General features: G+C 64.4%; 13 protein-coding genes. 5 read left to right on the top strand and 8 right to left on the bottom strand.

Annotation, left to right across the window (positions count from 1 at the left end):
* Positions 1–17: 17 nt before the first annotated feature.
* From ASC94_RS29590 to leuA, 3 genes are all read right to left on the bottom strand, one after another.
* Entirely contained in the window at positions 18–446 is a 429-nt protein-coding gene (locus tag ASC94_RS29590; protein ID WP_157201643.1) for a hypothetical protein, read from the bottom strand.
* A 98-nt stretch (positions 447–544) separates the two neighbouring features.
* The gene (locus ASC94_RS29585) at positions 545–1,558 is read right to left on the bottom strand and encodes an alpha/beta fold hydrolase (RefSeq protein ID WP_082616927.1); all 1,014 of its coding nucleotides are present in this window, start codon (positions 1,556–1,558) and stop codon (positions 545–547) included.
* Positions 1,558–3,264 carry a 2-isopropylmalate synthase gene (gene leuA, locus ASC94_RS29580; protein WP_056404776.1) on the bottom strand — a complete coding sequence of 569 codons (1,707 nt, stop codon included), beginning with the start codon at positions 3,262–3,264 and terminating at the stop codon, positions 1,558–1,560. Before leuA ends, ASC94_RS29585 begins: the two co-directional genes overlap by 1 nt.
* 470 nt (positions 3,265–3,734) lie before the next feature.
* Between leuA and ASC94_RS29575 the strand changes: the two genes are divergently transcribed.
* Together ASC94_RS29575 and ASC94_RS29570 are read left to right on the top strand one after the other, a co-directional pair.
* Positions 3,735–4,160 carry a hypothetical protein gene (locus ASC94_RS29575; RefSeq protein ID WP_056404774.1) on the top strand — a complete coding sequence of 142 codons (426 nt, stop codon included), beginning with the start codon at positions 3,735–3,737 and terminating at the stop codon, positions 4,158–4,160.
* Positions 4,160–5,743 carry an FAD-binding protein gene (locus ASC94_RS29570; RefSeq protein ID WP_056404772.1) on the top strand — a complete coding sequence of 528 codons (1,584 nt, stop codon included), beginning with the start codon at positions 4,160–4,162 and terminating at the stop codon, positions 5,741–5,743. Before ASC94_RS29575 ends, ASC94_RS29570 begins: the two co-directional genes overlap by 1 nt.
* Positions 5,744–5,768: 25 nt before the next feature.
* Here ASC94_RS29570 and selD read toward each other — a convergent pair whose 3' ends face one another.
* Positions 5,769–6,812, bottom strand: a complete 1,044-nt coding sequence (gene selD / locus ASC94_RS29565) for a selenide, water dikinase SelD (protein ID WP_056404770.1) — start codon at positions 6,810–6,812, stop codon at positions 5,769–5,771.
* A gap of 82 nt (positions 6,813–6,894) precedes the next feature.
* On the opposite strand from selD, the gene senA reads away from it, so the two are divergent.
* Both senA and ASC94_RS29555 read left to right on the top strand, forming a co-directional pair.
* Entirely contained in the window at positions 6,895–8,127 is a 1,233-nt protein-coding gene (gene senA, locus ASC94_RS29560) for a selenoneine synthase SenA (protein ID WP_229417448.1), read from the top strand.
* A 35-nt stretch (positions 8,128–8,162) separates the two neighbouring features.
* Positions 8,163–9,431, top strand: coding sequence for an amidohydrolase family protein (locus ASC94_RS29555; RefSeq protein ID WP_056404768.1), 1,269 nt, complete (start codon positions 8,163–8,165; stop codon positions 9,429–9,431).
* Between the two features lie 89 nt (positions 9,432–9,520).
* On the opposite strand, the gene ASC94_RS29550 is transcribed toward ASC94_RS29555, so the two are convergent.
* The gene (locus ASC94_RS29550) at positions 9,521–12,568 is read right to left on the bottom strand and encodes a hypothetical protein (RefSeq protein ID WP_157201642.1); all 3,048 of its coding nucleotides are present in this window, start codon (positions 12,566–12,568) and stop codon (positions 9,521–9,523) included.
* 188 nt (positions 12,569–12,756) lie between these two features.
* Here ASC94_RS29550 and ASC94_RS29545 point away from each other — a divergent pair, with 188 nt between their 5' ends.
* Entirely contained in the window at positions 12,757–14,577 is a 1,821-nt protein-coding gene (locus ASC94_RS29545; protein WP_056404763.1) for a DUF885 family protein, read from the top strand.
* Between the two features lie 136 nt (positions 14,578–14,713).
* Here ASC94_RS29545 and ASC94_RS29540 read toward each other — a convergent pair whose 3' ends face one another.
* The 3 genes from ASC94_RS29540 to ASC94_RS29530 form a co-directional block, all read right to left on the bottom strand.
* On the bottom strand, positions 14,714–15,946 hold the full coding sequence (locus ASC94_RS29540) for a malic enzyme-like NAD(P)-binding protein (protein ID WP_056404760.1): 1,233 nt from the start codon (positions 15,944–15,946) through the stop codon (positions 14,714–14,716).
* A gap of 156 nt (positions 15,947–16,102) precedes the next feature.
* Positions 16,103–17,389: a Glu/Leu/Phe/Val dehydrogenase gene (locus tag ASC94_RS29535; RefSeq protein WP_056404758.1), complete on the bottom strand. Its 1,287-nt coding sequence runs from the start codon at positions 17,387–17,389 to the stop codon at positions 16,103–16,105.
* 161 nt (positions 17,390–17,550) lie between these two features.
* On the bottom strand, positions 17,551–18,513 hold the full coding sequence (locus ASC94_RS29530) for a LysR family transcriptional regulator (RefSeq protein ID WP_056404756.1): 963 nt from the start codon (positions 18,511–18,513) through the stop codon (positions 17,551–17,553).
* Positions 18,514–18,640 lie beyond the last annotated feature (127 nt).

The following is an 18,640-nucleotide window of genomic DNA, read 5'->3' as shown; positions in this document are numbered from 1 at the left end:
GTGCGTCATGGAATGCCTCAGCGGAAGGCAATATGCATCAATTCCGGCTGCGCGGTGGGCGATTGTGCAGTGCGGCCAGCAGGCACGGCGACGTGCAGTTCGCCGTCCACCAGACCGTAGGGCTGGAGCACGATGCGCATGCTGAGCTGCCGGTCCAGCGCCACGAATTCGTTTGCGCCGACGGCCACGATCTGGTGTTCGGTCCAGTCGTCCACCCTGGCGAAATAGCGCTTGTCCACGCGCCGCAGGTAGAGCGTCTGGCCGTTGGCCAGATTGTAGGCGCCGGCGAACTGCTGGAATTCGTCGCGCTGCATGGGAATGATCTGCCCGGGGCCGGGCGCTTCGATGCCGCGCCCGGGCGCGGGTATGGTCACGGTGTCGGCGGCCTGGGCGGCGGCCAGCGGCGAGGCACAGGCGAGCAAGCCCGCCACGATAAGTGTTTTCATGATCTGGTCCATCCTTCGCAATGACAGCCTGGTTGGTTCAGGCAGTCTATGCTTGCGGGGACGCGGGCGCATCATTCAGATGAATGACGCCGCCGGGCTCAAGGCGGTTGTCTGTCCAGGACGCCCATGACGGCGCCGACGACGGCTTCCGGGCGGGTGGACAGGATGGACTGGCGGGGGTCCGGCACAGCAACCGGCACCGCAACCGTGCTGCCGCGCGTGGACAGGGCGGCCAGCTGCTGCGCTGCCGCCACTTGGGCGGACTGTTCGCGTGTGAGCACCACCAGCGGCGTGTCGCCAAAGGTTTTGCGCGCGGCGCGCAGCTGGCTGGCACCGGCGGCCAGGTTGTCGATTTCCGAGGCGCGCGAGCGCCAGTAGGCGGGCCTGCCCACCTGCGCGGCCTGTGCGGCGGCCAGCCTGGGGCCGGTTTCGCCGCCGGGGGCATAGGCGCACGCCGGGGCGGCGGCTATGTTGCCGCTGCTCGCGGCATCCAGGCAGGCGAGGGCGACGTCGAGGGCTGCCGCCAGCGCAGCGGCCGATGCCTGCGGCTGCGGAACCCCGCCGGTATTGGCATTGGCGGCAGTGCCGGCAGAGCCAGCGGCGCCGGCACTGGCGCCTGCCGCCGCGGCCAGTTCCTCGTCCGCCGGCGGCTCCACCAGCACCAGGGCGGCAACGTTGCCGCGTCCGCGCGCGGCGAACTGCTGCGCGATCATGGCGCCGAAGCCGGCGCCCACCAGCACGTAAGGCCCGTCCATGCGCGCATTCTTCAGCATGAAGTGGAGGTCCTTGGTGGCGTTGGCGACGGTGGCTGCGCGCGTGGCCGGGTCGCTGAACCCCATGCCGGCGCGGTCGTAGACGCAGGCGCGGGTGCGCCTGGCCACCTCCGGCTGCACGGCGGACCAGTCCCAGCCCGCGCGGCCGCCGTCCGCCTCGAACAGCACGGTGGGCGAACCCTTGCCCATGCAGTACATATTCAGCTTGCGGTCGCCCACGTCCACTTTCACCTGGCCGCTGGCGTAGGCGTCCTGCCCCGCTGGCGGGGCGGCGCTGCTGCCGGCGGCGGCTAGCAGCAGGGCGGCGGCAGCCGCCTTGTGGACCGCGGGCCGGCGCATCAGGCCGTGGCGTCCGCGCCGGCGGCGGCAGGCGCCGCAGCGCCTTCTTTCTGCTTGATCTGGCGGTTGACGGCGCTCAGCACGGCCTTGAAGGAGGCGGTGACGATGTTGCTGTCGATGCCGGCGCCGAACAGGGTCGGACCGTTCTCCAGGCGCAGTTCGACGTAGCAGGCCGCCTTGGCGTTGGCGCCGGAGCCGATCGAGTGCTCGTGGTAGTCCATCAGCTTGATGTCCAGGCCGAGCGCATCGACGAAGGCGTCGATCGGCCCGTTGCCGCCGCCTTGCAGGGCCATGCCGGCGCCGCGGTGGCTGAGGGCGATGTCGATCTGCACCGGCTCGTCGCTGGTGGTGTCTTCCTGCATCTTGTGCGAGCTGTAGGCGTAAGGCGCGGTCTGTTCAAGGTATTCGCGGCTGAAGATCTCGTGGATGCCTTCCGAGGTGATCTCCAGGCCGGTCTGGTCGGCCACGGCCTGTACCGCGCGGCTGAATTCGATCTGCAGGCGGCGCGGCAGCACCAGGCCGAAGTCCTGTTCGAGCAGGTAGGCCATGCCGCCCTTGCCGGACTGGCTGTTCACGCGGATCACCGCGTCGTAGCTGCGGCCCAGGTCTTGCGGGTCGATCGGCAGGTAAGGGATTTCCCAAGGGGCGTCCGGCTGCTGCTTGGCGAAGCCCTTCTTGATCGCGTCCTGGTGCGAACCGGAGAAGGCGGTAAACACCAGGTCGCCCACGTAAGGGTGGCGCGGGTGTACCGGCAGCTGGTTGCATTCTTCCACCAGCTTGCGCACGCTGTCGATGTCGGAGAAGTCCAGGCCCGGATGCACGCCCTGGGTGTAGAGGTTCAGCGCCAGGGTCACCAGGTCCACGTTGCCGGTGCGCTCGCCGTTGCCGAACAGGCAGCCTTCCACGCGGTCCGCGCCGGCCATCACGGCCAGTTCGGCGGCGGCGATGGCGGTGCCGCGGTCATTGTGCGGGTGCACCGACAGGATCAGCGAATCGCGGCGCTCCAGCTTGCGCGACATCCATTCGATCTGGTCGGCATACACGTTGGGCGTGCTGCACTCCACGGTCGAGGGCATATTGATGATCATCTTCTTGTTCGGGGTCGGCTTCCAGATGGCGCTGACGGCGTCGCAGATATGCTTGGAGAAATCCAGTTCGGTGGTGGAGAACGATTCAGGCGTGTATTCAAAGCCCCAGTCGGTCTGCGGATGCTGGGCGATCAGTTCCTTCACCAGCTTGGTGCCGGTGGTGGCGATGTTGGTGATCTCTTCGCGCGACATGCCGAACACCACTTTGCGGAACACCGGGGCTACAGAGTTGTACAGGTGGACGATGGCGCGCTTGGCGCCGGCAGCCGCTTCCACGGTGCGGCGGATCAGTTCTTCGCGCGACTGGGTCAGCACGATGATGGTGACGTCGTCCGGGATGCGGTCTTCGTCGATCAGCTTGCGCACAAAGTCGAAGTCGGTCTGCGAGGCGGAAGGGAAGCCCACTTCGATTTCCTTGATGCCGATCTTGATCAGCATTTCAAAGAAGCGCAGTTTCTTCTCGGGGCTCATGGGCTCGATCAGCGCCTGGTTGCCGTCGCGCAGATCGGTGCTCATCCAGATGGGCGGTTTGCTGATCACGGCGTTGGGCCAGGTGCGGTCGTTCAACTGGACAGCCGGGAAGGCGCGGTATTTCGCTGCTGGGTTCTGCAACATCATGGTGGTACTCCTGAGTCTTCTGAATTTTGGAAAGCCTGTGAAGGCGCATGCGATGTGGCGTTGGCTGCCGGGCGGGCCACGAAGACGCTAGGCCAGGCAACCGATCGGTAGCGATAGCGGTAGCAGCGCGAAACCTTTGAAGGTGCGTGCGGTGCTACGGTGCGTGTAGATAGCCGTGGTGGACATCGGTGCAAACTTTCCTGGTTTTGGGGAGACTTGCGCAGCTTGTGGCCGGCGCAGGGGTACAACTGAGACGCGGTTTTTTAAGCGCGTGCTAGTAGGCGCGGCGCTAGCGATAGGGCGCTAGGAGCCGGCAGCAGGAAAGCGGATAGGTGCGGATGCGGGAACATGGGCTTTAATGTACGAGATCGGCAGCAGAGCTGTCAAGGAAATGTTGCGGAGCGCGCCAGTTTGACTGCCTGGCGGGCTTTGAATATTATCTTGATAATATTTCTTTTGGGGAAGCTCGCATGTCCAAAATTGCTGTCGGTCTGATGGAAAAATTGCGGCAGGCCGGCACGGACGGCGTGTCGTTCGGCGAGTTGTATGCGCTGTTGATGACTTCCCCCGACCGCACCGCCTGGTTCGGTGGGGAAGAGAAGGCGCTCAATTATCTGGGCTCGCTGTTGCAGGAGATGCGGGAGGCCGGCATGGCGCGGATTGTTGGCGGCGCCGATCTTCCGCACGACAGGCGCTGGGCGCTGGATGCGGACTGGTTTTGGCGTGGTCCGGGGAGAGTTGACCCGCCGCCGCCGCCGGATTTGCCTGGTGCCAATCGCAACGACAATGACGGCGAAGGTGGCGGCTTGCGGGAAGTGCTCGGCCACAGCCTGTTGTTTTCGCTGCCTGCCGATGAATTCGACGCGGCCATTGCACGCTCGCTGGGAGGAATGTGATGAGCTATTCCCCGTCGGCGGCGGCCGGCATCATGCCGGAGAAAGACACGCTGTCCCTGCTGGCCCTGAAAGTCGCCCCCAATGTGTTCGATTTGTCCAGCGGCCAGCAGCATGTCAGTATCCGCGACCAGATTATCCGCGCGCAGATGCTGGTGCGCGACTTGTGCGAAGCCGATCCGCGCCATCTGCAGATCCTCGTGGTGGGCGCCGGCATAGCCGGCGTGACGGCGGCGCTGGAAGCTTCCGCCCAGGGCCAAACCGTGGTGGTGGCAGACACGGAGAAGGAGGCGTTTTCGCTTCAGCGCGGCGCGCCGCAGCGCTTTGTCGGCCCATTCATGTATGAGTGGCCTTCTTCGTTTTTCGACGACCAGAGCTACCCGCCCAGGAATAGCAGCGACTGGGGGCCGGCATCGCCAATTACGCCCGCGTGGTCCAGCAAGAAGCCGCTCTCGGGCACGGCGTTGGCCGCCCAGCTGGTCAGCTGGCTGGATGGCGTCAAGGGAAACCCCGCGTTGGTGTCCGCGCTCTATCCTCTCTGGAAGGCGCCGCAGTGGTGGATGGAAGCGACCGCCGCCAGTGTGGCCGCCGCCGTCAAGCGCTTCGCCGCGCAGACCGGCGCCGCGACGCAAAGGCGGATCGACGGCGTTGGCGGCGGCCACGTCGAGCCCTGCGAGATCCATCTGCGGCGGGCAGGCAGTATCGACACGCGGCACTTCATGCCGGACTATATTCTGCTTGGCGCTGGACTGGGGGAGGAGAATGTGGCGCTGCCCCAACTCCTGATTGCCGCACCCGGATCGAAGCCGGTGGAAGGCCCGCGTTTCTGGGGCGCCGACAATTTGCTGGACGCCGGCACGCCGGATCGTAACATCGGCATTTTCGGCGGCGGCGACGGCGCCCTGCAGGACGCGCTGCGCGCGCTGACCGGATTGGGGCATCCGCTGGAAATGATCTGGAAAATGGAAAAGGATGCCGAAGTATCGCGTTTGCTGCTGAAGGCCAGGGAGCGGCTGCTTGCGATGGAGCAGCAGAGCCGCTTGATCGCCACCTGGACAGCGGGACAGGGCGCCTACGCCGGACTGGATCGTGCCTGCCGCGCTTTGGCGGTATCGCTGTGCAGGAAACCGGCGATGCGGCGCGCGCTGCTGGCCTGTTTGCGGAAGGGATCCGGCGTGGTATCGCAGTTTGTGCGGGAAAGCCATTTCGGCAAAACCTATCTGCTGAACCGTTTCCTGATGCACCTGCTGATCGCCTGCAGGGCGCGTGCCGGCAGGGCGGAATGGCGCGGGCGCATGGACTACGAGTGCCATTTCGGTGCCGAGGCCGCGCACAGCCTCGCGCCGCTGAGCGGCTACCGGTTCCGCACAGACCTGAAGCCGCTGGCTGCGCTGTATGAAAACGCCACCTGCGGCGCGGATATCCCCTCCGCAGGCCGCAGTTACGATTTCCACGAGGTTGCGGTGCGCTTTGGCATCACGCGCGGCACAACGCCGGGAAGCCAGATGGTGACCTTAAGCGGCAAAGGCCTGACCACGCGTACCAGCCTGGCCAGAATCCCCGTGCCTTTCGTGCTGCCGCGATAGCGCGAGGCGGCGCGGCAGCGGCGGGTCAGGCCACCGTGACGCGCGCTGCGCCGGCGGCGGTCCGGCCCACCACGGCGGCGCCCTCGAAGCCTTCGCGCGCAAACAGGGCCAGCACCTCGTCCACGCTGGCCGGATCGCATGCCACCAGCAGGCCGCCGGAGGTCTGCGGGTCGGTCAGCAAGGCTTGCTGCGCCGGGGTGACGGCGGCCGACAGGGCCACGTCCTTGCCGTAGGCGTCCCAGTTGCGGCCGGACGCGCCGGTGAAGTAGCCGTCCGTGGCCAGCTGCTCCACGCCGGGTAGCAGCGGTATGCTGGCCATGTCCAGCTGCGCTTCCAGGCCGGCGCCGCGCGCCAGTTCCAGCAGGTGGCCCAGCAGGCCGAAGCCGGTGACGTCGGTCATGGCGTGCACGCCCGGCATGGCGGACAGCGCCTGGCCGGGCTTATTGAGCTTGGTGGTGTTGGCGATCATGGCGGCGTAGCCGTCCGCGTCCAGCTTGTCCTTCTTCAGCGCGGCCGACAGCACGCCCACGCCCAGCGGCTTGCCCAGCACCAGCACGTCGCCCGGCTGCGCGCCCGAATTGCGCTTGACCTTGGACGGATGCACCAGGCCGAGCACCACCAGGCCGTAGATCGGCTCCACCGAGTCGATGGTGTGGCCGCCGGCGATGGGAATGCCGGCTTCGGCGCAAATCGATTCGCCGCCCTTGATGATCTGGCCGATGGTTTCGATCGGCAGCTTGTTGACCGGCATGCCGACCAGGGCCAGCGCCATGATGGGCGTGCCGCCCATGGCATACACGTCCGAGATGGCGTTGGTGGCGGCGATGCGGCCGAAGTCGAACGGATCGTCCACGATGGGCATGAAGAAGTCGGTGGTGGCGATCAGCGCCTGCTCGTCATTGAGCTTGTAGACCGCCGCGTCGTCCGAGGTTTCGATGCCCACCATGAGTTCCTTGGGAACCGGGAAGCCGTGGGTGTTTTTCAGGATTTCCGACAGCACGCCAGGGGCGATCTTGCAGCCGCAGCCGCCGCCGTGGGAAAAGGAGGTGAGTTTGATAGGTGTTTGCATAATGCCCGCCACGATATCACAAGCCCGCCGCACCTTGCAGGCGGGCAGCCTGCGCTTCGGTACGCTTCGGTTACAATCAGCCATGAGTTCAATTCATGCATCATTCCGCAACGCCAGGCCGCAGCAGCTGGCGGACGCCTTGCAGCATGCCCGGGCTTACACGCTGGCGCTGTTCGACTGCGCGGCGGCCGCCGGGCTGGATGCCGCCATCCGCGTGCCGCAGCTGCGCAGCCTCAATCCGCCGCTGTGGGAGCTGGGCCGCACGGCCTGGTTCGCCGAGTGGTTCATCCTGCGCGAGGCCACCTCCAGCCACCCTGCGGACGCCGAGCCGAACGCCTTGCTGAGCAAGGGCGACGACTGGTTCGACGCCAACACCGTGCCGCACGGCGCGCGCTGGAACCTGGACCTGCCCAGCCCCGGCGCCGTGAAAACCTACTGCCACGAAGTGCTGGACCGCATACTGGACCAGCTTTCGCGCTGCGGCGGCAGCGACACCGAACTCTATCCCTACCGGCTGGCGCTGGCCCACGAGGACATGCAGGGCGAAGCCATGCTGGCGGCCTTGCAGACGCTGGGCGTGCCGGTGCCGCCGGAACTGGCGCGCGACGAGCCTAGCTGGCCGCAGCAGTCCGAAATCGGCTTCCCCGGCGGCACGCTGCAGATGGGCAGCCCGGGCGGTGCCAGTAGTACTCAAGGAAGCGGCTTCGTGTTCGACAACGAGCTCCAGTCCCATCCCTGCTACGTGCCGCCGTTCCGCATCGACGCGGCACTGGTCAGCAACGCGCAGTACGCTGACTTCGTTGCCGACGGCGGCTATCAGCGGCGCCAGTTCTGGAGCGTGGCCGGCAACGCCTGGCTGATGCGGCAGGAGCGCTCGGCCCCGCGCTACTGGCAGCGCGAGGCGGGCGACGGCAGCGGCAACGGCTTCTGGCGCACCATGCGCTTCGGCCACCTGTGCACGCTGGCCGGGCCGGAACCGGTGCGCCATATCAGCCTGTTCGAGGCGCAGGCCTACTGCGCCTGGGCCGAACGGCGCCTGCCCACCGAGGCAGAGTGGGAATACGCGGCCCTGTCCGGGCACCCGGCGTTCCGCTGGGGACCGCTGTGGGAATGGACCGCCACGCCGTTCGAGCCGTATCCCGGTTTCGAGCCCGGGCCGTGGCGCGAATATTCGGCGCCGCATTTCGCCACCCACCAGGTGCTGCGCGGGGCATCCTTCGCCACGCCGTCGCGGCTGGGATCGGCCCGTTTCCGCAACTTCCACCTGCCCGGCAGGGACGACATTTTTGCCGGCTTGCGCACCTGCAGCTGGTAACTGCATACTGCTGTTTTCACATCACGGGAAACAGCATGAAAATGAAGATCTTCCTGGCCGCCGCCCTCGTCGCCGGCGCAGCCCATGCCGAACCAGGCAAAGTGGTGGCCATCAAGGCCGGCCGCCTGGTGGACGTGGTCAATGGCACCGTGCTCAAGGACCAGACCATCATCATCAACGGTGAGCGCATCGCCTCGGTGGGGCCGACCGCGTCGGCCAGGGTACCCGCCGGCGCCCAGCTGATCGACCTGTCCGCACAAACCGTGCTGCCTGGCCTGATCGACATGCACACCCATTTGACCAGCGACCCGCTGCAGCACGGCTACCAGGCGCTCGGCGTCTCCGAAGTGCGCGCCGCCCTGTACGGCGTGCGCGCCGCGCGGGCGACCCTGGAGGCGGGCTTCACCACCGTGCGCAACGTGGGCGGCGAAGGCTACGGTGACATCGCCCTGCGCGACGCCATCAACGACGGCGACGTTACCGGCCCGCGCATGCGCACGGCCGGCTATGCCATCGGCATCACCGGCGGGCATTGCGACAACAACCTGCTGCCGCCGGAATACAAGGTGACCGGCCAGGGCGTGGCCGACGGCCCCTGGGCCGCGCGCGCCAAGGTGCGTGAAATGGCCAAGTATGGCGCCGACGTGATCAAGATCTGCGCCTCCGGCGGCGTGCTGTCCAAGGGTGACGAGCCGGGCGCGCAGCAATACACGCTGGAAGAAATGAAATCCATCGTCGACGAGGCGCATAAGCTGGGCCGCAAGGTGGCCGCGCACGCCCACGGCGCCAGCAGCATCCGCGACGCCATCCTGGCCGGCGTGGACTCGGTGGAACACGCCAGCCTGATCGACGACGAAGGCATCCGGCTGGCGCGCGAGAAGGGGGCCTGGCTGGTGATGGACATCTACAATGACGACTACATTTTGCAGGAAGGCGCGAAGGCAGGCATGCTGCCCGAGTCGATAGAGAAAGAGCGCATCATCGGCCAGACCCAGCGCGACAACTTCAGGAAAGCCGTGCAGGGCGGCGCGAGGATCGCCTTCGGCACCGACGCCGGCGTCTACCCGCACGGCGACAATGCGAAGCAGTTCCACTACATGACGAAATACGGCATGACGTCCATGCAGGCGATCCAGGCCGCCACCATCAGCGCGGCCGACCTGCTGGGCTGGAAGGACCGCGTGGGCTCCATCACGGCCGGCAAGTATGCCGACATCATCGCGGTCAAGGGCGACCCGGCCGCCGACGCCAGCCTGCTGACCAAGGTCACTTTCGTCATGAAGGGCGGTGCCGTTATCCGGTGAATTGCGGACGCCGACTGCCGCCCTCGCCGGCGAGCTGGTCCGCGGTGCCAGCAGATCCTGCTGGCACCGCAGAGGTGATTCACAAAGAGTTATCTGGCCAGTGCAACGCGCGTGTCTTTCTTCGCTCCAGCGATTTCTGTACACCGGAGGCGGTTGTGCAGCCATTTCAGTTGTGTCAGCTGACCTTGGGGGACGCCGGTCGATGGCATGCACTCCAGTGCTGCTTTGTTCGGCACTCGGTCGCGCATATAGGTTGCGCCGCTCAGTAAGTTGAGCCAGCCGACAACCAGATCAGCCTGTTTCATACGGCTGAATACAAGATCTGCTGCAGCACCTTGTTCTGCGGGGTTCGGCTCGGCAGTCATCAACGAAGCCAATGCGGTAGCGACCTGCGGCTCTCTAGCGTCGACGAATTCCGCAAGGCTGGGAACCACAAAAAGGGCAGCGCGCAGCGCGGCGGCAAGTGCCGTTCGCGCAGGTCTAGCTCGCCACTGTTGCGCTGTGCGGGGCCGGTTTGCCGTACTGTAGTCGCTAACCCGTATTGTCGCGTATTGCACGATGGTTTGATTGCCGGCCTTGTCGGAGAAACTGATCGTATTCACGGCACGCCCCCACAGTGTACCTGCGACGGTCGAGGGAAGGGGGCAACCGGAGACGTCTGCCTGACATTGGACCGGTGCCACTTTCGTGTTAAAGGTCACGGCAATTGCAGGAATCGTTTCACCAAACACAGGAATGGTGGGGATGCGGGCGCGCGCGCCCTCGCTCCAGTCTACGTCGTGCGCCGTGATAGCGGCTACCGCTGGGGCAGTCGTATCCACACCGACGGTGAATTCGGCCTCGCAGCTTGCTGCGTCCCCGGTACGGTTTCCAACTGCGTCCACTGCGCATACTGCCAGCCGGTATTCGCCGTCACGACTAAAGCTGACTGGAATCTCCATCTCCGAATCAGACGTGCGGATCAGCGGGGTCCTGACCTGTTGGTTGGCATCATCGCGGGTAACAAGCAGGGCCGACTGGACGCCGGAATCACGATCGCTCACCACGATGCGAATTTCTTTATCTTTGGTCCAACTGAACGTGGAGCACGGAACGGGAACTGTCGCATTGCCGACCAGGCATCCGACTGCTGGCGCGAGCGCGTCCACGCGAAGCTTGAGCAAGTTCTTTCGCTCGTAACCGCGGCGTGCCTCTGCGTTGTACGCCTTGGCGTCAACTGTAATATTGGCGCCGTGCCCCCCCAAGGCAAATCCAGGCGACCGCCCGGTGCAGCCGTCGGCATTCGGTTCGCACTGCCACGTTGCCAGTGACGGGCTGCTCAGGAGAGGGCGCAGGGTATTGGCGGGCGCGTAGCGAATAGACGGCGACGGCGGGACAACGAGGGTGTCGCCTTGCTGTTTTGACGGTTGTATGGACAGCACGTCCCAAACCGGTTCAGCATTTACTGCTTCCTTGAACTTTTGTGCGATCAGCACGCCTTGAATTTTGTCCGTAAGCTCGAAGGTTGGATGAAAGCTGCCATTGACGTTGCCTTGAAAGCGTATGGAGTCTTTAATGCTGCGGAACCAGCGGCCCTGGGCGTCATAGGCATTGGCCGCACCGGTCAAGCACCATCCGTGTTCGCTAACGTCGTTGCTTTCGGTCTTCATGGCGTCTACCGATAGCCAGCCATATTTTTGGGCCTGCGCCTCAACCACTGAATTCAGTGGCGCAATGACCTTTTGCCGTACATACGCCACTTCGTCGTCTGTCAGTTGCAGTTGGCCGAGTGCAGACAGTGGCCCCAAGAGCAGACCCCATCCTCCCGGCTCTGCGGTGCCTTGCTCTATGCGACCGGAACAGTTCTTCCCGGGCATGCGGTATAAGGGATCAGGGTATTTCACAACAAGCGTTTGCATGGCGGGATACTGCAGGTTCAAGCCAGCGAGCGCATCTCCAAGATCTCCGTAGGAAGATGAGAGGAAATTGAAATGCTCGCCAAGGGAAAGGTTAATGGCGCTCTGCGTTTTTTCCAACGCTATGTTCCTCGCCACCATGGCCGTGACCAGTGCACCGAACTGGATATCGTTGCCTCCGCCGCTCAATAACAAAAGGTCTATGCTGGTCTTTGCGTCGTCGTTCTGATTGCGGAGGAAAGACTTTAATTGACTAATCTGTGGTTCGATAGGGACCGCGCTGCCGAATGCGGTGGCGCTCTGCTTGGTCTCAGTCCAACTGGGATAGCTTTCCAGCGCCTTCTGGTGCGGTACGACACCACTGTAGTCGCCGTTGAGTCCTTGGCTGACGAGCGCACCGGAGCATGCAAAACTGACGACGGTCATTGCACCCGCCGAGAGCGAGCGCCGGTATCGCTCATTGTGGATGTCCTGTTGTTGATTCAGGATACGCACTGCAGCCCGCAACGGGCCGGCGTAGGCGCTTCGGTGGCAGCGGGCATCCATCCATAGTGCCTTACCGATAACCCCCGCCGGTACGTCAGGGTTGCCTTCACCTGAGGCGAACGAGTCGCCCAGCGAGACAATCAGCACGTCCTCGGGTATCACCGTGCTAATACGCTGCTTGGACAAACTGTGGGTATCGGTAATATCGACGTCGAATTTAACTTCCCTATTCGACTCCAGGCTCGCGTACAAGGAGCACGAGTCTGTCTCGTCGCTGGGAATCGGCCGGATCGTGACTCTCTGCGGGAAGAGAAACTCGCACTTTTGCTGGACATTGTTGCGCTCTGCTCGGATGGTGATGAGAATTCTGCGGGCTTTGTAACCGCAATCGAGGCGGGTGCCGATCCTGCGGGTGGTCAAGATGTCCCACTCCGGAATGCCAATTGCCGCGTTCAGCCCCGTGTTTTGCGCCGGCAATGTATAGGCCAGTGGTGCTTTATGCCTGTCGAGCTTGTTTTGATACCCCAGCCAGTCGATCAAGCCAGTGCTCTGGGTCTGTGGCAAGCAATCGCTTTGCCATGCTTCTTGGTAGGCGCTGGACCAGAACGCGCCGATGCGTGGAACCACCTTGACGGATGCGCGGTAGTTGTTGGCTTCTGCAAGATACTCTGCTTTTGCCGACGGAGCAGAGGAGAGGCAGAATGCCAGCACTGCACCGCAGAGCCGATAGACGGGACGATAGATGGAAAGCCTCACGATGCCCCCTTGTTTTTCATTGGTGTCGAGGTTTGCTTCGGTGATGGACGCGACGTTCTCTCAGCTGAGAATTGCCATTATGATCTTTTCCTGTCCTGAGATTCTCGCGAATAATCACCAAGCAACTTCTTTTGATTGCGCCAGAAGTTGATAAAATCCGAATCTGATTTAACAGTTCTGGAGGGAAGATGAAACGTGCGTTGACCTGGCTGCTGACGGCCCTGACGGGCCTGGTGCTGGCTGCCGTGCTGCTGGTGACGCACACATCCCACTTCAAGCCGCTGCGCCTGGACTGGTTCTACACGCGCGTGTTCGCCACCTTTGCCATGGACAGCCCGGAGACGCTGTCCGGCTTGGGCGTGCTGCCATCGTGGCTGGACTTCTTCAGCAGCCGCCTGGACGATTCGTCGCCGGCCCATGCGCGCAAGGTCATGGCGGAAATGAAGAGCAACCTGGCCGTGCTGGAGAGCTATGACCGCGCCGATCTGGACCGCAACGGCAAGCTGTCCTATGACACGCTGCACTATTACATGACCATGCGGGCCGAAGGCGAGCCTTTCATGTCGCACGCCTTCCCGGTCAACCAGCTCGACGGCATCCAGGCCACGCTGCCGGATTTCATGGTGCAGGTGCACCGCGTCGCCGGCGCGGCCGACGCGGAAAACTATATCGCCCGCCTTCGCAGGTTCCCGGCCAGGTTCGCGCAGGTGCTGGAGCAGGTGAAGCTCAGCGAGGACAAGGGCATCGTGCCGCCGCGCTTCACGGTGGAGAAGGTGCTGCAGCAGATGCAGGCCTTCGTCGCCATGCCGCCGCAGCAGCACCGCCTGTACCTGGACATGCGCGACAAGCTGGCCGCGCTGCCGGCCGGGAAAGTGGACGACGCCACGCGCGCCAGGCTGCTGGCCGACACGGAGGCGGCGCTGAAAGGCCAGGTTTATCCAGCCTACCGCAGCCTGATTGCGCACTTCAGCGCTTTGCGGGACCGGGCGCTGCATAACGACGGCGCGTGGAGCCTGCCGAACGGCGACGAATACTACGCCTGGGCGGTACGCATGCACACCACCACCGACTTCACGCCGCAGCAGGTGCACAGCCTGGGCCTGGCGGAAGTGGCGCGCGTGGGCGCGGAGATGGATGCGATCCTGAAGGAACAGGGCCTTAGCGGCGGCAGCCGCGGCGAGCGCATGATGCGCCTGGCCGCGCGGCCCGATCAGAAATATCCGGACACGGAAGAGGGCCGGCAAGCCATGCTGGCGCAGTACCGCGCCATTATCGACGAGGCGCGCCAGGGCCTGGGCGGGGCGTTCAGCGTGCGGCCGCGCCTGGCCTTGAAAGTGGAGCCGGTGCCGGTTGCGCTGCAGGCCACGGCGCCTGGCGCCTATTACCAGCCCGGCACTTTCGACGGCTCGCGTCCCAGTGTGTTCTTCGTGAACATGCGCACGCTGAGCGAGACGCCGAAGTTTTCCATGCGTACGCTGGCGCACCACGAAGGGCTGCCTGGCCACCACTTGCAGATCGCGGTGGCGATGGAGCTGCGGGATGTGCCGTTCTTCCGCAAGGTGATTCCGTTCAGCGCCTACCAGGAGGGCTGGGCGCTGTACGCCGAACGGCTGGCCAGCGAACTGGGTTGGGAGCGGACGCAGCTCGACAAGCTGGGCCGCCTGCGCGACGACATGATGCGCGCCACGCGGCTGGTGGTCGATACCGGGATCCACTACAAGCGCTGGACCAGGGAGCAGGCGATTGCCTACATGCTGGAGAACACCGGCATGCCGGAGGAGGATGTGACGGCGGAGGTGGAGCGCTATTTCGTGTCGCCTGGGCAGGCGCTGGCTTACAAGGTGGGGATGCTGACCATGCTGTCATTGCGCGAGCACGCGCAGCAGGAGCTGGGGGAGAAGTTCGACCTGAAGGCCTTCCACAGCGAGGTGCTTACGCACGGAGCGCTGCCGCTGAAGGTGCTGGAGCACGTCGTCAGTGACTGGGTGGCGATGCGCAAGCGGAGCTGAGAGCCGGCGGGTTACGGCTACGCCTAACCCGCCCTACGCGCGATGCGTGCGCAGCGGCGTAAACCGGTGATGCCGAATGCGTGGGCTGACTCTCGTAGGGCGGGTTAGCCGCGCAGCGGCGTAACCCGCCAATGCATCAAATCAGCGACTGGCCCAGCTTGGCCAGGTGCGCGGCGTACGCCTCCACGTCCAGCTCTTTGCGCGCCACGCCGCTGCGGAAGGCCGCTTGCGCGATCTTCGGCGTCACGCCGACCAGCAGGCGCGGGTCCAGCAGGCCCGGCACCACGTAGTCCTTGCCGAAGCGCTCGTCGCTGCGGGCCATGCCGGCCAGCGCCACCACGCAGGCGATCTTCATTTCCTGGTTGATAGTGCTTGCACCCGAGTCCAGCGCGGCGCGGAACAGGTAGGGGAAGCACAGCGCGTTGTTGATCTGGTTCGGATAGTCCGAGCGGCCGGTGGCGATGATGGCGTCCGGCGCCACTTCGCGCACCAGCTCGGGGCGCAGCTCCGGCTCAGGATTGGCCAGCGCGAAAATAATCGGCTGCCTGGCCATCGACTTCACATCCGCCTGCGACAGCAGGCCGGGACCGGACAGGCCCAGGAACACGTCCGCGCCTTCGATCACTTGCGAAAGCCTGGTGGCGGGCGTGTCGCGCGCCCAGGCTTTTTTCTCGCCGTCCAGGTCGCGCGCGGTGGTCAGCACGCCCTTGCTGTCGCAGACGAAGATGTTTTCGCGGCGCGCGCCCAGCGACAGGATCAGGTCCAGGCAGGCGATGGCGGCAGCGCCGGCGCCGGAGCAGACGATCTTGATGTCGGCAATATCGCGGCCGGTCATTTCAACGGCGTTCAGCAGGCCGGAGCCGACCACGATGGCGGTGCCGTGCTGGTCGTCGTGGAACACCGGGATCGACAGCCGCTCGCGCAGCTTGCGCTCGATGTAGAAGCACTCCGGCGCCTTGATGTCTTCCAGGTTGATGCCGCCGAAGGTCGGGTGCAGGGCGGCGATGATGTCCACCAGCTTGTCCGGATCGGTTTCGTCGATTTCGATGTCGAAGGAGTCGATGCCGGCGAACTTCTTGAACAGCACCACTTTGCCTTCCATGACGGGCTTGCCGGCCAGCGCGCCGATATTGCCCAGGCCCAGCACGGCGGTGCCGTTGGTGATCACGGCCACCAGGTTGCCTTTGGCGGTGTATTCATAGGCCAGCGCCGGGTCGCGCTGGATTTCAACGCAGGGGATTGCCACGCCGGGCGAGTAGGCCAGCGACAGGTCGTCCTGGCTGGCGACGCTCTTGGTGACGGCGATGGCGATTTTGCCCGGGCCGCCTGCCTTGTGATAGTCCAGTGCCTTTTGTTCGAAAGTACTCATGAAACCAATCCTTTGTATATGCGAAAAACGCCTGCCCGAGCATAAGCCAGGGCAGGCGTGATGATGACTGAATGCGGCTAATAACTGATATTACCAATACTATCCGCGTGCGCGGTGCGCTTCCAGCCTGTGGATTTCACTTAGTCAGCGCGTTGATCAAGGGTACAGGCCGCGTACTTCACGCGCTTGCAGCACGCGGGTGCAGGCCAGGATGAAGGTTGCGGTGCGCAGCGTTACCTTCTTGTCTTGCGAGACTTCCCATACCGCGTTGAAGGCTTCCTGCATGATGCGCGTCAGGCGTGCGTTGATTTCGTCCTCGCTCCAGAAGAAGGAGGAGAAGTCCTGCACCCACTCAAAGTAGGACACGGTAACGCCGCCGGCATTGGCCAGCACGTCCGGAACGATCAGGATGTCCTTGTCGGACAGGATGTCGTCAGCTTCCGGCGTGGTTGGGCCGTTAGCGCCTTCGAGGATGATCTTGGTGCGGATCAGCGGCGCGTTGGCGGCGGTGATCTGCTGTTCCAGCGCGGCCGGAATCAGGATGTCCGATTCAATGCCCCAGAACGCGTCGCGGTCCATGAACTGTTCGATGCCGGGGAAGCCTTTTACGCCGCCCGTTTCCGCTACGTGCTTGTGCAGTTGTGCCACGTCCAGGCCATTCGAGTGCACCACGGTGCCGGTATGGTCCTGCACGGCGATGACTTTGGCGCCCGCATCGGCGAACATGGTTGCCGCTACGCCGCCGACGTTGCCGAAGCCCTGGATGGCAACACGCGCACCCTGGATGGCCACGCCGCGCTTGGCAGCTGCAGCCTGGCCGACCACGAACACGCCGCGGCCGGTTGCTTCGCGGCGGCCCAGCGAACCGCCCAGCGAGATCGGCTTGCCGGTCACCACGCCGGTGGACAGGTTACCTTCGATCATGGCGTAGGAGTCCATCATCCATGCCATCACCTGTTCATTGGTGTTTACGTCCGGCGCAGGGATGTCTTTGTTAGGGCCGATGATCAGGCTGATTTCGCTGGTGTAGCGGCGGGTCAGGCGCTGCAGTTCGCCACGCGACAGGGTCTTGGGATCCACGCGGATGCCGCCCTTGGCGCCGCCGTACGGCACGTTCACGGCCGCGTTCTTCACGGTCATCCACGCCGACAAGGCCATCACTTCGGACAGGGTCACGTCCTGGTGGAAGCGCACGCCGCCCTTGCCGGGGCCGCGCGACATGTTGTGCTGCACGCGGTAGCCTTCGTAGTGGGCGATGGAGCCGTCGTCGCGCTCGATCGGCACGTCAACGGTCAGGATGCGCTTGGGGCGCTTCAGCGTTTCCACCCAGCGCGACAGGCTGCCCAGGTGCGGCGTAACGCGGTCGATCTGCTGCAGGTACTGGCCCCATGGGCCAAGATCTTCTGGATTGAGGTAGGACGGCAGTGCGTGTTGGGTAGTCATGCTGTTGGCTCCTGTTTTCGATTATTTGCTTCGTTGGTCGCGGTGCTTGTGGCGGTGCGTTAGCGAAGCGAATCATAGGCTGGAGCCCTGCAGGGCGGCTAATGCTGTATGCGCATCCGCCCATGCAAAAAATGCATAACGTTCAAATCGTTAGGTAAAGATCAACGTTCGGAGGCGGTCACGCGGCTGCGTTTGCGGGACGAATTCTGCTGGCTTTCGAGGTAGTCCCACAGCCGCGAAACGATGAATTTGCCGGGCCGCGAAGGCGACGGGCGCTCGCGGTACAGGCGGATCTCCATCTCGATGGCCCAGTCCTGCACGCCGCCGTCGGCGGGCGCCAGCAGCTTCTGTTTGAGCTCGCGCGTGACCGCCGATTCGGGCAGGAAGGCAATGCCGCGGCCTTCCAGCGCCATCATCTTCAGGCCTTCGGCCATGTCGGTCTCGTAGTGGTTCTCCAGGTGCAGCGCGGTCTTGGTGTCGGCCAGGATCAGCTCCACCATGCGGCCGAGATAGGCGTTGTTGGTGTAGGACAGGAAGGGCAGCGGATGCTGCTTGGTGCCGGGCAGGGTGAATTCCGGCGTGCGCGTCTTGTCGCAGCGGGCGTAGGCGCGCAACGCCTCGCGGCCCAGCACCAGCATGTCGTAGCGGCCCGGGTCGAGCTGCACCGGCTGGCGCGGATGGTGGTAGCACAGCAGCAGGTCGCAGCCGCCTTCGACCAGCTGCAGCACGGCGTCGTGCACGTTGAGCGCCATCAGGCGGCTGTTGATGGGCGCGAAGTCCGTCTCGAGCTGCGTGATCCATTTGGGGATAAAGGTGAGCGACAGCGTGTGCGGCACGGCCAGGTCGATGCTGTTCATGGCGGCTGCGCGCTTGTTGCGCAGCAGCTCGCGCACGCCGTTGATCTGGCCCAGCATCTCCAGCGCCTGCTCGTAGAACACCAGGCCGGCCGGGGTCAGGCGGGTGGGGTAGGAGGTGCGGTCCACCAGGTCGGTGCCGAGCCAGTTTTCCAGCGACTGGATGCGGCGCGAGAAGGCCGGCTGCGTCACGTGCCGCTGCGAGGCGGAGCGGCTGAAGTTATTGGTCTCGGCCAGCGAGATGAAGTCTTCCAGCCATTTGGTTTCCATGCTTGTGCACCGAACTTGAAAAGAGCTCCATTCTACTGACTACGGGGCGCTAATGTGAGGTCCGGCGCCAGGACGGTGGCTTCATGCGTCTAGCCGGGCGGCCATGGCAGTGGCGGAGGCAGGCAGA

It is taken from the genome of Massilia sp. Root418 (assembly GCF_001425265.1).
In the GTDB taxonomy this organism is placed as follows: domain Bacteria; phylum Pseudomonadota; class Gammaproteobacteria; order Burkholderiales; family Burkholderiaceae_D; genus Rugamonas.
Note: the sequence above shows the minus strand (reverse complement) of the source record. Positions and strands in the feature narration are given on the sequence as shown.

Bases quoted from the DNA above. Each gene is read 5' to 3' on its own strand.
- ASC94_RS29590 (WP_157201643.1), bottom strand. From the start codon at position 446: ATGAAAACACTTATCGTGGCGGGCTTGCTCGCCTGTGCCTCGCCGCTG.
- ASC94_RS29585 (WP_082616927.1), bottom strand. From the start codon at position 1,558: ATGCGCCGGCCCGCGGTCCACAAGGCGGCTGCCGCCGCCCTGCTGCTA.
- leuA (WP_056404776.1), bottom strand. From the start codon at position 3,264: ATGATGTTGCAGAACCCAGCAGCGAAATACCGCGCCTTCCCGGCTGTC.
- ASC94_RS29575 (WP_056404774.1), top strand. From the start codon at position 3,735: ATGTCCAAAATTGCTGTCGGTCTGATGGAAAAATTGCGGCAGGCCGGC.
- ASC94_RS29570 (WP_056404772.1), top strand. From the start codon at position 4,160: ATGAGCTATTCCCCGTCGGCGGCGGCCGGCATCATGCCGGAGAAAGAC.
- selD (WP_056404770.1), bottom strand. From the start codon at position 6,812: ATGCAAACACCTATCAAACTCACCTCCTTTTCCCACGGCGGCGGCTGC.
- senA (WP_229417448.1), top strand. From the start codon at position 6,895: ATGAGTTCAATTCATGCATCATTCCGCAACGCCAGGCCGCAGCAGCTG.
- ASC94_RS29555 (WP_056404768.1), top strand. From the start codon at position 8,163: ATGAAAATGAAGATCTTCCTGGCCGCCGCCCTCGTCGCCGGCGCAGCC.
- ASC94_RS29545 (WP_056404763.1), top strand. From the start codon at position 12,757: ATGAAACGTGCGTTGACCTGGCTGCTGACGGCCCTGACGGGCCTGGTG.
- ASC94_RS29540 (WP_056404760.1), bottom strand. From the start codon at position 15,946: ATGAGTACTTTCGAACAAAAGGCACTGGACTATCACAAGGCAGGCGGC.
- ASC94_RS29535 (WP_056404758.1), bottom strand. From the start codon at position 17,389: ATGACTACCCAACACGCACTGCCGTCCTACCTCAATCCAGAAGATCTT.
- ASC94_RS29530 (WP_056404756.1), bottom strand. From the start codon at position 18,513: ATGGAAACCAAATGGCTGGAAGACTTCATCTCGCTGGCCGAGACCAAT.